Below are 13,613 nucleotides of genomic sequence, written 5' to 3'. Positions count from 1 at the left end.
ATGACTATGGAACGGGGCTTGCGCCCGGCCAAAGCAGAGCCAAAACAAGGAGACAAGACATGAAACGCAGATCCATTTTTAAAGCCACATCGATAGCCGCACTGCTCATTTCAGGCAGCACACTGGCCGCCGCACAAAACGCCTGGCCAATGAAGGCGATCACGATGATCGTGCCCTTTCCGCCCGGCGGCCTGGCCGACCTGGTCGCACGCCCCGTCGCAGAAGCGATGTCGCGTGAGCTGGGCCAGCCTGTGGTGATAGAAAACAAGGCCGGCGCCGGTGGCGGCATAGGCATGAGCCAGGTGGCAAAGGCCAAACCCGACGGCTACACGGTCCTGATGGCCCTGTCGTCACTGACTGTGATTCCGGAAGCCGACGCGGTGCTGGCCCGCGCACCGATGTTTGCGCTCGCTGACCTGCGCCCCATCGCCCGTTATACCGCTGACCCCACCGTTCTGGCCGTGCGCGCCGATGCGCCGTGGAAGACCGCCCAGCAATTTGTGGATGACGTGAAAAAGCGCCCGGGTGTCCTCAATTACGGCTCCTCCGGCAACTACGGCACCATGCATGTGCCCATGGAAATCCTGGCGCAAAACGCCGGCATGAAGATGACCCACGTGCCCTTTACCGGCGCCGGGCCGGCTGTGGTGGCGCTGCTGGGCGGGCAGATAGATGCGGTGTCCACAGGCCCGGCAACCGTGCTGCAGCAGGTCAAGGCCGGCAAGTTGCGCGTGCTGGCCCATTGGGGCAACGGGCAACTCGGCTCACTGCCGGACGTGCCCAGCCTGAAGAGCGCCGGTTACAACGCCGAATATGCGCAGTGGTCCGGCCTGTTCATTCCCAAAGACACACCTGAACCGGTTGCCCAGCGCCTGCGTGCCGCAGCCAAAGCTGCAGCCCAGGATGCCAAGGTCAAGGATGTCATCCTGAACGCCGGCAGCCCGGTGCTTTACCTGGATGCACCCGAGTTTGAAAAGTACGTACAGGCAGATGCGGCCCGCATGGCCGTAGTCGTCAAACGTATCGGCAAAGTCGAGTAAGGCCAGACGCCGCAAGGCCTCTTGCGCTTGTATCTTGTATTCACCGGAGACAAATCATGGCTTTCAAACAATCCCTCGCCGTGCTCGCCCTGAGCCTCGCGGCCGCGCTGCTCGGCACCTCCGCCACCGCACAAACTTACCCGTCGAAGCCGGTCAAGATCATCGTGCCTTTTGCGGCCGGCGGACCGGCTGACAACTACGCGCGTTTTATCGCGCAGCGCCTGCAGGATGCACTGGGCCAGCCCTTTGTGGTGGACGACAGGCCGGGCGCAGGCTCGGTGATAGGCACGGATGTCGTGGCTAAATCCGCGCCTGACGGCTACACGCTGCTGCTGATGTCCAACACCCACACGGTCAATGAGTCGCTGATCCCGAACAAACCCTTCCAGCTGATGCGCGACTTTGTGGCGATTGCGCCCATTAACTACTCAGACCTTGTGCTGGTGGCCAACCCGGCCTTGCCGGCATCCAACCTCAAGGAACTGATGGCCCAGGCCAAGGCCAAACCCGGCAAGATCAACTACGCCTCCTCGGGCCCCGGAACGCCCTACCACATGGCCGGCGAGTTGTTCAAAAGCATGGCAGGCATTTCGCTCGTGCACATCCCTTACCGCGGCAGCTCCGGCGCACGCACCGATGTCATGGGCGGCCAGGTCGAGCTGATGTTTGACGCTGTCACCACCATGGCCGAGCAGGTCAAGGCCGGCAAGGTCAAGGCGCTGGCCACCACCGGCAAGGTGCGCTCCGATGTGCTGCCCGATGTGCCGACCATGAGCGAAGCCGGCCTGCCGGGCTACGAAGCCACGATCTGGCTGGGCCTGATGGCGCCGCGCGGAACGCCCAAGGCCGTGGTCGACAAACTCAATGACACGGTTTCAAAAATTGCCGGCCAGGCAGATGTCAGGCAGATCTGGATCAAGCAGGGCGCGGTGCCCATGGTGATGACGCCCGAAGTGTTTGACAAATATGCACGCGACGACATCAGCAAATGGGCGCAAGTGATCAAGACCGCCGGCATCAAAGTCGATTGAAAAAGAACACCAGCCCATGACTTCAGCCCCCAGCCCTTCAGGCCCGGTTCATGTACTCAGCGGTGGCGCAGCCCAGGGGCTGGTGACACAACTGCAGGACCGCTTCAGTGCGCAATACCCGTCAGGCCTTGCAGGCACCTTTGGTGCGGTGGGCATGATGAAAGACAAACTGCTGGCGGGCGAGCCCTGCGACGTGATCATCCTCAGCGAGGCCTTGATTACCCAGTTGACGGCCAGCGCGCACCTTGTGGCAGGCAGCGCGCAGGCCCTGGGCGCGGTGAAAACCGGGGTGGCAGTGAAAACGGGCGACAAGCCGCCTGATGTGGGCAGCCCCGAAGCATTGAAAACCGCGTTGCGGTCGGCAACCGGCATTTACTTCCCGGACCCGGTCAAGGCGACGGCAGGCATCCACTTCATGCGCGTACTCAAGGCTCTCGGGCTGGAGACAGAACTCGCCGGCCGCCTGCGTCCGTTTTCCAACGGCACCGCCGCCATGAAAGCCATGGCAGAGACAAACGAGCCCGGATTGCTCGGCTGCACCCAGGTCACCGAAATCATCTTTGCACCGGGCGTGCTGCTGGCAGGCGCCCTGCCCAGGGAATTTGAACTGGCGACGGTCTACACCGCAGCCCTCAGCAACCGGGCGGCGCAGCCACGCGCAGCCACCGCTCTGATTGAACTTCTCACCAGCCCCGAAGCCGCCGGGCTGCGCAGCGCTGGCGGCTTCGAGCCGCTGCCGGAGTAAAGCGACTCAGGCCTTTCGGGCAAGGCGTTAACACGCCACACAGAGCGGGCTGAATCACCCCTTGCCGAACCCGGTTCATCCGCAAGGGGATTGACTTCGATTTAATTTAGATATATCGTAATAATATCTAAACAAATACGAATTAATTCCAATGCGACATTCAAAACATTTTCGACTCTTCATGCGCCGAGGCCATGATGGCGACGGCATGGAAGGCGGACGCGGCGGCCCTGGGCGTGGCCACGGCCTGGGCGGTCCGCGCGGCGGCGGACGCATTTTCAGCCACGGTGGCCTGCGGTTTGTATTGCTGCAACTCATCAGCGACAAGCCCTGCCACGGCTATGAACTCATCAAGCAAATCGAAGAGCGCCTGGGCGGCAGCTACAGCCCCAGCCCCGGCACTGTCTACCCCACATTGACGCTGCTTGAGGAAATGGGTTACCTCAGCGTTGACAACGCCGACATCGGTGGGCGCAAGCGCTACCGCATCACGGATGCGGGCCAGGTGTTTCTTGAAGAAAACCGCGTCACCGCGGACGCCATGCTGGCGCGCATGCAGGGTGGCGTGGATGGCGCCGGCCCGCGCGGCGGCAGACCGCCCCAGGTTACGCGCGCCATTGAAAACCTCAAGCTCGCCATGCGCATGCGCCTCTCTCGCGAAGCCCTGACGCCCGAGCAGGCCGACGCATTTGCAGCGGTGCTGGACCATGCGGCACAACAACTGGAAAAAATCTGATGTACACAGCGACACTTGACCGCCTCAACGGCATGGTAGCCACCAACTCCGACTTCATCCCGCAGCGGGTCCGTCACCCCTTGCGTTTTCGCGTGCTGGCTGTGCACACGGTGGAGCGCATCACGCCCAATCTGCAACGCATCACCTTCAGCGGCGCCGCGCTCGAAGGTTTTACCAGCCCCGGCTTCGACGATCACCTCAAGCTGTTTTTGCCGGACCCCGTGACCGGCGCGCTCGTGTTACCGGCTGCCGGACCGGACGGCCCCATCTGGCCCGAAGGTGCGAAACCCGTCATGCGCGACTACACGCCCCGCCACTTTGACGCCCAGGCATTGACGCTGGACATCGACTTTGCACTGCATACCGCAGGGCCGGCCACCCAATGGGCGATGCAGGCCAGGCCGGGCCAGCAGGTCGGCATAGGCGGCCCCAAGGGGTCCTTTATCGTCCCCACCGGTTTTGACTGGCACCTGCTGGCGGGCGACAGCACTGCGCTACCGGCCATCTCCAGGCGGCTGCTGGAACTGCCCCGGAATGCGCGCGCAGAAGTCCTGATTGAAGTAGAAACACCTGAGGATCACATCGCCTTCGACAGCAAAGCCGAGGTTGAGGTGACCTGGGTGCATTGCAACGGCACAGCGGACGGCGGCATGCCTCTGCTTGATGCGCTGCGCGACATGCGCATGCCGACGGGATTTTTTCACGCCTGGATAGGCTGCGAATCAGCGCAGGCAAAAGCCCTGCGCGCCTACCTGGTCCAGGAATGCCGGGCCAATCCGGCATGGATACGTGCATCGGGCTACTGGCGCCGGGGCAGTGCCGCGACGCACGATTCACACAACGCGTGATTTAGAGCAGCAGCGTGTTGACACGTTTGACATAAGCCGCAGGGTCAGAAGGCATGCCGCCTTCGGCCAGCAGCGCCTGGTCAAACAGGATGTTGGCCAGGTCCTCAAAATGTTCGCTGCCTTCGAGCTTCTTGACCAGCGGATGCTGCGCATTCACCTCAAGAATCGGCTTGATTTCAGGCACGGCCTGGCCGGCCTGCTTGAGCATGCGGGCCAGTTGTGTGGACATGTCGCCGTCCTGCACCACCAGGCAGGCCGGTGAGTCGACCAAGCGTGTGGTGGCACGCACATCGCTGGCCTTGTCTTTCAACGCGTCCTTGAGCTTGTCGAGCATGGGCTTGAACTGGGTCTGCGCTTCTTCGGCAGCCTTTTTCTCGTCCTCATCCTGCAGCTTGCCCAGGTCCACCGCGCCCTTGGCGACGGACTGCAGCGGCGTGCCGTCAAACTCGTGCAGGTAGTTCAGTGCCCACTCGTCGACGCGGTCGGCCATCAGCAAAACCTCTATGCCCTTCTTGCGGAAGATCTCGAGCTGCGGGCTGCTCTTGGCCGCGGCCAAGGTGTCGGCCGTGATGTAATAAATCGCGTCCTGGCCTTCCTTCATGCGGGCCTTGTAGTCGGCAAAACTCACGGTCGCGGTGTCGGTGGTTGAGCTGGTAAAACGCAGCAGCTTGGCCAGTCGGTCGCGGTTGGCAAAGTCTTCGCCCAGACCTTCTTTCAGCACCGCGCCGAATTCGGCCTGGAAGGTTGCGAATTTTTCGGCGTCGTTTGCTGCCAGGTCCTCGATCATGGACAGCACACGTTTGGTACAGCCCTCACGGATCGCCTTGACGGCGCGGCTTTCCTGCAACAGCTCACGCGAAACGTTCAGCGGCAGGTCAGATGAATCCACCACGCCTTTGACAAATCGCAGGTAGGTCGGCATCAACGCCTGTGCGTCGTCCATGATGAACACGCGTTTGACATACAGCTTGACGCCGGCGGCCTTGTCACGGTTGAACATGTCCATGGGCGCCTTGGCCGGGATGAACAGCAGTTGCGTGTATTCGGTCGCGCCTTCCACGCGGTTGTGCGTGGTGGCCAGCGGCGCCTGGCTGTCGTAGCTGATCTGTTTGTAGAACTCGTCGTACTGCTCTTGTGTGATGTCTTTTTTTGCACGCGTCCACAGCGCCGCTGCCTGGTTGACGGTTTCCCAGTCGCCGGTCTTGGCCATCTCGCCGGGTTGGTCGTTTTCACCCTCTTTCCATTCTTCCTTTTCCATCATGATGGGCAGCGAGATATGGTCGGAGTACTTGTTGATGATGCCCTTGAGTTTCCAGGCGTTCAGGTAGTCGAGCGAGTCTTCCTTGAGATGCAGCGTGATGCTGGTGCCGCGTTCGGTGCGCTCGATCTCGGTGACCTCAAACTCGCCCGTGCCGTCGCTGGACCAGCGCACGCCCTGGCTTGCAGGCAGCCCGGCGCGGCGGCTTTCAACCGTGATCTTGTCAGCCACGATAAAGCCCGAGTAAAACCCCACGCCGAACTGGCCTATCAGCTGCGCATCGTTTTTCTGGTCGCCGGACAGCTTGGCCATGAAGTCACGCGTGCCGCTCTTGGCAATGGTGCCGAGGTTGTCAATCGCTTCCTGCTGCGACAGGCCAATGCCGTTGTCGGTGATGGTCAGTGTTTTGGCAGCCTTGTCGAAGCTCACGCGCACCTTGAGTTCGGCATCGGTTTCATACAAACCTGCGTCATTGAGTGCTTCAAAGCGCAGCTTGTCGCACGCGTCCGAGGCATTCGAGATCAGCTCGCGCAGAAAGATTTCGGGATTGGAATACAGCGAGTGGGTGACCAGCTTGAGCAACTGGGCGACTTCGGCCTGGAAGGAAAGGGTTTTTGACATGAAAGTTTTGTGTGGAAAGGAAATTTCAACAGATAAAAAAAGGCCAGGAAAACCTGACGCATGCAGGTACTTGGGCGTACATCCCGTTTTTTCAACCAGAGACAGTGCTGCACGCAAGGGTCAAAACGGAATTTTACAAAGCCCCGGAGCCGCCCCTATGCCAGCCAGCGCAGCAACTGCGCCGTGACTTCAGGCCGGTCCAGCAACTCCATGTGGTTCATGCCGCCGGCGACCCACTGGTTTTCCGGCAAAAAGGCCAGGGTGTGCTGCGGGTCCGCATGCTGGCCCAGCGCGCTGGGCACGGGCACCAGGCCATCACCTATGAGTTTGCCCTTGATGCTGCCGACCTCAACCGAAGTACTCGCAGCCAATGTGAAACAAGCTACCCCCTCGGGCAGGGGCAAAGGCTCGCGGCTATCGGGGGCACGTTCAAACCGGTCCGCATCCTGCCAGCTTGAGGCCAGTACATAACCGTAACGCAGGTCGGTGATGCCGCTGCTTCTGATCTGGCCGATTTTTGCGAAAGGTCGGGTCACCACATTGGCGCCCAGCAGCGTGTCGACCCAGTTGCCCAGCGTCTCCAGCGGCGCGCCGTGGTGTGGTGTGCCGAGAAACACCAATTGCTTCAAGCCGCTGCGCCAGCGGTGGCCGGCCGCCTCTCCATGATGGCAGGCGCTGCGCGAGACCAGGCCGCCCATGCTGTGCGCCAGCAGGGCCATCTCCTGCACCGGCTGCGGCCAGGCCTGCCACAGCTGCTCCAGCAGTGCAGCGAACTGCTGCCCGTTCACCGAGGTATGCAGGCCGGTGTTGTAGTGCAGGTAAACCGGCGTGTACCCCAGGGCATGCGCGAGCGCGTCTGCATGGCTGTCATGCCCGGAGCCCCATTGCAGGTCGTTCATGCACAGGCCGTGAACCAGCACCAGCAGCTTGCCGGTCGCGTGCGGCAGGCGCTGCGCCAGGGCAGCCTTTTCCAGCGGCAGGATTTCACCGTCATGCCGCAGGCTCATTGTGATGGCCAACGGATTCGCTGTTTCAAGCAACTGGTCACCCAGCACGCCGTTGATGGCCGACAGCATGGCCTCGCGGGGCGGCGACGAGGCCTGCTCGCCCACCAGCGGCGCAGCGCCCGACAGCACGGTATTGACCGCACCGCCCGCAAGCCGTGTCACGCCTTTCACGCTGCCGTAAACCAGCCCGGTGATGCCTCTTGCCTTGACGCCGCTTGCACCCGGCGTGTGGTCCACAAACCGCGCGCCCAGCGGCCCGAAAGGCGCGGCGACGGTCTTGTAGACATTGCCCTGCACGGTTTCAGCCAGGCCGGCAACACCCAGCACACCCTGGGTGGCGAGTTGCGCCAGCCCCTGGACGTCCGAGACATGAAGCCAGGTCGGCAGGTTCGCCAGAAAGCTGCCGCTTGTCGTTTTGGTCGGGTCGGGTTTGCGCATGCCCGATTGTGGCCTTATTGAATGTGGTCAGCCAGAACAGCTTCAGCATAAAAATGCTACAAATTTCATAGCTGGTGGCGCTTGTGGAATGGCGGCCACGGCCACTTTTGATGCCAAAACCAGTTCAAGAACCCGGGTTTCAGGCGGCCAGCCGCCCGTTGCCGGCCATTTTTAAGCATAAAAAATGCCCGAAGCCCAATGGTAACGTGCGCAACCAGCTATTACATTGATAGCAACCCTGGTGCCACACGCATCGCCGGCAGTCCGGCCAACCAGCCAGCTGGCGCTAGTACGTCAGCGTGACGGTAATGGTGTCGGAGTAGGCGCCGGTCGGTGCCGCGGCCTGGGCAGGGACTCGGCCATAGACGGTTTGCGAGACCGGGCTGCCCTCGCCCACGCCCATGCCGCTGGAGGTGTCCGTGCCCAGCGTGTTGCCCCAGCGTTGCGTACGCGCGCTGTCCCGGTACAACTCATAGGTCACATAGTTGCCGGTAGCGCTGCGCATGCGCCTGACCGTGCCGTTCGGGTTGACGCCGTTGCTCAGCCCCAGCCTCCAGTTGGTGCCGGTCGGACAGCGCACCATGATGGTCGATGCCTGGTCGCGGTTGGACGACAGTGCGCCGGCGTTGCCGAAGTCAAGATCCGTCGCCAGCGTGATGCGGCATGCATTCGACACGCTCGCGCTCACGCCCTGGTAAAACGTGGTGTTGCCCGTCACCGCACTGCCGCCGCCGTTGCAATCCGGCGGATAAGTCGTGTTGCTCCAGCCCCAAGCCAGGGTGCCGCCGCTGATCTGCGACTGGAAGGTGTTGCCGGCCGGCAGGCTTTGCCCGGACGGCACGCGGCCATAAATCTGCGCCGTGTTCTGCTGCTGGGTATACCCGCCGGGCACCACCACGGTAAAGGTATAGAGCGGAAAACCGCCGCCCCCCGGTGGCGGGCCGATGATCTGTGTGCGTGCGGCGTCGGAATAAAGGTTGTAGGCCATCTCCGCGCCGTTGTAGTTGGTCATGCGCCGCGGGTTGATGCCGCTCAGCGGACTGCCCTCGGGGATGTACATGCAGACGCGGAAATACGTTGTGCTGGCATTGGACTGGCAGGTGTAGCTCAGGCTGCTTTGCGTGTCGGTATTGGCATCGGGGCTGACCGTGCCAAAGTTGATGGCGGTGGTGGTGCCTATAAAACAGCTCTGCGCCTGCGCGGGCGCGGGCGCAAACAGCAGCGCCAGCAAACACAGAAAGAGCGCGGGCAGAAGTTGCGCCAGCGTCAATCGCTGCCGGGGCAAACGTGGAGTCAGGATGTTTTTCATGGCGCTTTTGTTCCGGTCGGCAATAGCCGTCAGCATCATTGACAGGTTAGCACGCCGAGGTCCAGCAAGCCGCTGGGCTGGAGTACGGAAGGCAGTGCGGCACGGCAGGGGCCGGCGGGTGTTTCTACGCGCAGGACAGCACCGGGCACCGGGTCTTCAAGGTAGACCAGGCCGTCATAACCAACCACCGTCGCAGCGGCGGGTGGCTTGCCTGCGCCGGCAGCCGCATCCAGCCAGACCTGGCTGCCCGCAGCCAGCCACGCGCCCTTTGCGTCACGCAACGCCAGCTGGACGGCCAGGATGCGCCGCATGTCAAAACGCGCCAGCATGCCGCTGCGGCCGGGGGGCACAGCCTCCAGCGTCGAACGGGCAATGCGCATATCGGCCGGCAACTTCAGGGTATCTATGCTCAGGCGGTTGACCTGGTAGGCGTTGAGCTGGGTCACAAAAAGCATGCCTTGCGCATCGGTTTCGCCGACCACGCGATTTTCCAGCCGGACCGGCACACCCGGCACACCGCTGGTCGACACCAGTGCAAAGGCATCGTCCACCCGACGCGCCGCATACACGTTGCCCTGCATCAGCATCAGGCCGCCGTTGGCGCTGCCGTAGACGGATCGGGTCGCGGCCGCACCCTGCTGGCCGGCAAACTGGCTGACACCCGCCGTCCATTGCCCATAGCGTCCCAGGTTGCTGATCTGGCCCTGCGCCCCGGCGTTGTCGCCCACGCCGGCCTGTACACGCCAGCCCCAGCCGCCAACATCGCCCGGCGGCGACCTGGCCGCATCCGCCGTGAGGCTGCGGGCACCACCAGCCGAGCGTGCCGACCCGGAAACCGTCAGGTTGCGATCCAGCGGCATGGACCAGGACAGGTAAACGCTGGTCCCGCCTGCATCGCCAAGGCTGCGGTTGACGTTCAGCGCCAGCATCGCGTTGCCCGGAAGCTGGTAGGACCAACTCAAGCCGGCAAAGCGCACGGGCAGCGCGCCAAAATACTGCTGGCGCATGGTGCTCACCCCGAATTGCCCCAGGCCGCCGTTGATGCCGAAGTAGGCCGAGTCGCTGCCGCGCGACATCACCTCGCCCGGCAGCGTCGCCACGTCGCGAAAGCCCGCGTCACGCCGCTGGGTGTTGAGCGACACCGTGAAACGGCGGGAATTCCACTGGTAGCCCATGCTGCGCTGGGTGCCGCTTTGTTCGGTGCCCGCAGCGGCGGCATTGTCTGCCGACTGCCGGCTGCCGGCCATCGATGCACTCAGGAGGCCGCCCTGCTCGCCCAGCAGCCAGACACCGCCCAGACCCGCCTGGACAACGCCGGAACCGGCCTCGGCATGGGCCTCCAGCGTGGTGCGCGGGCTCAGGCCATAACGGCCGCTGGCGCTGAACAGCTGGCCACCATAGGAAAACGAACTCAGCCCGTAGTTGCGCCGCACAGTGCCCATGTCCAGCGACCAGTCCGACAGGCCCTCGGCCAGCAGTTGCGGTGCACCATACAGGTCAAAGCTGACCACACGGCGCTGGCCGGTGATGTCGGTGATCACCATTTGCGCCTGCCCGGTGCCGCCCAGTGACGGCACGCCGCTGAGCTGGAACTGCCCTGGCTGCACGGTCTGGCTGGACTGCTTCAGGCCATTGACGAACAGGTCCACCGTGGAGGGCAGCACGGCCGAACCCTGGAAGGACGCCAGCGGCGTCGTGATGCGGTAGGGCTGCAGCGCAAAATTGCTCGACAGGCGGATGCCGCCAATCCGCGTGGCGCGCGACCAGGGCAAGGCGCCCGTGATGACATCGCCAGCCGTCAGGGTCAACGCCTGGTCCGGAAAGTTGCGTTGCCAATAGGTGTCAAGACGGATATTGCCGTGGCGATCCAGGCCGCTGATATTGCTGTCCGCCCGGCTCAGCATGGTGTTGCTCCATACGCCGTCGCCCACGCCAAAAAAGCGCACTTCACTGAATGCACTGACGGAGCGCTGGTTTCCCGTCTGCTGCGCGTAAAGGTCGTAGTTGAGGATCAGCCCCGGCACCTGCGTGGACGGGTCCACCAGCGCACGGATGCCCGTCTCTGCAACCAGGCGCACCACGGGACGGGCAAGCAGATCAACCGGGGCCATCAGCACCAGCCGCTGGGCCGGCACATCGTAGGAAACCTGCAGGCCGGGCAGCGCACTTAATGCCACCAGGCCACTGGCGCCCTCCCCGCCTGGCCACTTGAGGCCCATCTCCCGCAGGGTTTCTGCACTGGCCAAAAAAGCACCGCCACGGCGCACAAAGCGGCCCAGCGTGCCGTTGGTCACACCGTTCAGCGTGACTTCGAGGTACAGCTCCTGTTCCTCCTCCTGCGCGGCTTGCGCAGGCAGGGCTGTCACTGCAGGCTTGTCGGGGGCGACCTGCGCAAGCGCGCCGCCACAAGTCCCGAGAAGGCCCAGGACACTAGGAACGATTGCTGGCCAGCGGCAGGGTTTGCTCTTCCAGGTCGGCATTGAATTTGGCCTTGAGGGTGCCGTTGGCCGGCAGCACCTGTCCAGCCGGCAGGTTCAGGGGCCATTGCATGCGCTGGCCAGCCAGCACGTAGCCCAGCAGGCCAGGTGCCAGCGGCGTGCGCCGGCCTTCGGCATCGACATGGACCAACTGGCTGATCTTGACGCGCCGGGGTCCTGCATTGCTCACGGACAGCACAAGCTGCGACCCACTCGTGCGCAGGCTGGCCGACAAGGCTGAAATATCGCTGGGTTTATTGTTGGCCGGCACGGGCTCGGTCAGCGCCACAAAAACCGGCACCGAATACCGCAGCAAGAACTGCAGGCCAGGAGACGTCGCAGCACCTGCGGGCGCGACCACCTCCGGCAGCTCGTCGATGATCAGGCGGAAAGCCTGCTCTTGTGCCGGCGGCGCCGGTTGCAGGCGGATGATGCGGACCATCTGCTTGCCGCCGGGAGGAATTTCAACAACCGGCGGGCTGGCGACCAGTTCGCGGGTCGCACTGAGTTGTTCAACACCGTCCGGCTGCGACCACTGCTGCACACGCACCTGCGCGCGCACGGTCGCCGTACCGGAGTTGCTGAGCCACACACTCTGCGCCTGCTCTGCAGGGGAAAACTCCAGCGAGATGGGCGACACCTGCAGGCTGGCCGCACCGGCCGGCCCGCTGTGCAGCAACGCAAGGCCAAGCGTCAATGCCAGGCCAAGGACAACCCTGCGTGCGCGCCAAAGCCCGCGGGTCAGGATGTCTTGGCTTGCATGGATCACAGGGCTGGACCTTTATTTACCTTGCAGGCTTAGTAGGTGATCGTGGCCGTCACGGTATCGATATAGGCACCGGCCGGAGCATTGGCCGATACTACGCGACCATACACAGGAAGGGAAACTGATGCGCCCGTACCCGTGCCGCCCAGCCAGCTACCGGTTGCATTGCCCCAGAAGGTAGTACGGCCGGTGTTCTGGTACAGCTCATAGCCGACATAGTTCGCAGTGCCGGAAAGCATGCGGCGGCTTCCTGCCGTTGGCGTGGCGGTCGTGCCTGTATTGTTGGCACCACCGTTCAGGCCAATGGTGTAGGGCGTGCCTGAGGTGCAATTCACATTCAGGGCACCGGCCGCATCCAGGGTAAGGGCTGCGCCAGTGCGCGCTTGCGAGCCAAAGTCTACGTCTGTAGGCGCAGTAGCGCTGATAAGACACGATTCAGTGATGGTCAGCTTGACCTTGAAGGTCGTCACATCGGTGGCGGCCTGGGCAGCGCCCATCGCGCCAAGGGCGACAGCAGACAACAGGACAGCACGAGCCACTTCCGACTTGATGTTTCTAAAAGTTACAGTTTTAAGCATGATTTGTAGCCTTTGGGTGTTTTGGGATGGTTTATTTTAGGGTTCACCCCTAGCACTTCAACACTTCTTGTTACATATGACGCTTATTTCCGTGAGAGATCACCGGTTTCCGGCACTAAATTGTGTAAAGACGATGAAAGTGCGAGCTTTACATCCGGTTTGATCGCATTTGCCTTACGGTTTTGCCATGGTTTGAGATGCGCTGAGTGCCAATCGCACGCCGTAACGTTTTGAGGACGAGGTCATATGCATTGCGGCCGTCCAATACAAGCGTCCCGCGCACCCACTGTGGATGGCAACCCTTAACGGGCAAGTTGAGTTACAGGCCAACCCCTTGGCCATGAGCTGATTTGCAGGCGTCACCGGCTTCCGGCACATGAACGACCGGACCCGCACCATTGCGAATATCGCCCCCCTCAGGGCCAGCCTTGGCACGTGCCGGGCACCCCGTCGCCATCAGCGCATAGCGAATTGCGGGCAAAACGCTGGTTTCAGGCCTCTTGAGCCATGTTTCCCCCCAAGCCCGCGCCGGGGGCCAAGGCCTGATTTCCAGTTTTTTGCATGAAAAATGCCCCTGGCCCGCCAGGTACAAGCGCAGAAGCTATCCAATTCATAGCAACTCCCGCTGGCTGTGCCCCGTCTTACAGCCCCCTGGCCATCACGGCAAAGGAAGACGGCAACCGGTCCATAAGCACCTTTGAAGGCCCATGGGCCAGTGGGAATAAACAATTATTACGGATTCTGCAACTATGTATTGTG

At 62.5% G+C, this 13,613-nt stretch carries 11 protein-coding genes; 5 read left to right on the top strand and 6 right to left on the bottom strand.

The features are described 5' to 3' along the window. Positions 1-59 precede the first annotated feature (59 nt). From ACFQND_RS17825 to ACFQND_RS17805, 5 genes are all read left to right on the top strand, one after another. Positions 60-1,040 carry a Bug family tripartite tricarboxylate transporter substrate binding protein gene (locus ACFQND_RS17825; protein ID WP_371436835.1) on the top strand — a complete coding sequence of 327 codons (981 nt, stop codon included), beginning with the start codon at positions 60-62 and terminating at the stop codon, positions 1,038-1,040. Between the two features lie 56 nt (positions 1,041-1,096). Then, complete coding sequence (locus ACFQND_RS17820; protein WP_371436834.1) at positions 1,097-2,071, top strand: tripartite tricarboxylate transporter substrate binding protein; 975 nt, start codon at positions 1,097-1,099, stop codon at positions 2,069-2,071. Positions 2,072-2,087: 16 nt separating this feature from the next. Continuing rightward, positions 2,088-2,816: a molybdate ABC transporter substrate-binding protein gene (locus ACFQND_RS17815; RefSeq protein WP_371436833.1), complete on the top strand. Its 729-nt coding sequence runs from the start codon at positions 2,088-2,090 to the stop codon at positions 2,814-2,816. 181 nt (positions 2,817-2,997) lie between these two features. Then, positions 2,998-3,552 (top strand): PadR family transcriptional regulator, encoded by a 555-nt coding sequence (locus ACFQND_RS17810; RefSeq protein WP_371436832.1) that lies wholly within the window; start codon positions 2,998-3,000, stop codon positions 3,550-3,552. Further along, complete coding sequence (locus ACFQND_RS17805) at positions 3,552-4,400, top strand: siderophore-interacting protein (protein ID WP_371436831.1); 849 nt, start codon at positions 3,552-3,554, stop codon at positions 4,398-4,400. Before ACFQND_RS17810 ends, ACFQND_RS17805 begins: the two co-directional genes overlap by 1 nt. Before the next feature lies 1 nt (position 4,401). Here the strand turns inward: ACFQND_RS17805 and htpG are convergent, their stop codons facing one another. The 6 genes from htpG to ACFQND_RS17775 all read right to left on the bottom strand — a co-directional run bounded on the left by htpG (position 4,402) and on the right by ACFQND_RS17775 (position 12,854). Continuing rightward, positions 4,402-6,279 carry a molecular chaperone HtpG gene (htpG, locus tag ACFQND_RS17800; protein ID WP_371436830.1) on the bottom strand — a complete coding sequence of 626 codons (1,878 nt, stop codon included), beginning with the start codon at positions 6,277-6,279 and terminating at the stop codon, positions 4,402-4,404. Between the two features lie 155 nt (positions 6,280-6,434). After that, complete coding sequence (locus ACFQND_RS17795; RefSeq protein WP_371436829.1) at positions 6,435-7,724, bottom strand: esterase/lipase family protein; 1,290 nt, start codon at positions 7,722-7,724, stop codon at positions 6,435-6,437. Between the two features lie 286 nt (positions 7,725-8,010). Then, positions 8,011-9,033 (bottom strand): Csu type fimbrial protein, encoded by a 1,023-nt coding sequence (locus ACFQND_RS17790; protein WP_371436828.1) that lies wholly within the window; start codon positions 9,031-9,033, stop codon positions 8,011-8,013. Between the two features lie 35 nt (positions 9,034-9,068). Then, positions 9,069-11,399 carry a fimbria/pilus outer membrane usher protein gene (locus tag ACFQND_RS17785; RefSeq protein WP_371436827.1) on the bottom strand — a complete coding sequence of 777 codons (2,331 nt, stop codon included), beginning with the start codon at positions 11,397-11,399 and terminating at the stop codon, positions 9,069-9,071. Between the two features lie 64 nt (positions 11,400-11,463). After that, complete coding sequence (locus ACFQND_RS17780; RefSeq protein WP_371436826.1) at positions 11,464-12,279, bottom strand: fimbrial biogenesis chaperone; 816 nt, start codon at positions 12,277-12,279, stop codon at positions 11,464-11,466. Between the two features lie 29 nt (positions 12,280-12,308). Further along, positions 12,309-12,854 (bottom strand): Csu type fimbrial protein, encoded by a 546-nt coding sequence (locus ACFQND_RS17775; protein WP_371436825.1) that lies wholly within the window; start codon positions 12,852-12,854, stop codon positions 12,309-12,311. Positions 12,855-13,613: the final 759 nt, after the last annotated feature.

The sequence above is a fragment of the Polaromonas aquatica genome (assembly GCF_042659145.1).
GTDB classification, from domain to species: Bacteria; Pseudomonadota; Gammaproteobacteria; order Burkholderiales; family Burkholderiaceae_C; genus Polaromonas; species Polaromonas aquatica.
Note: the sequence above shows the minus strand (reverse complement) of the source record. Positions and strands in the feature narration are given on the sequence as shown.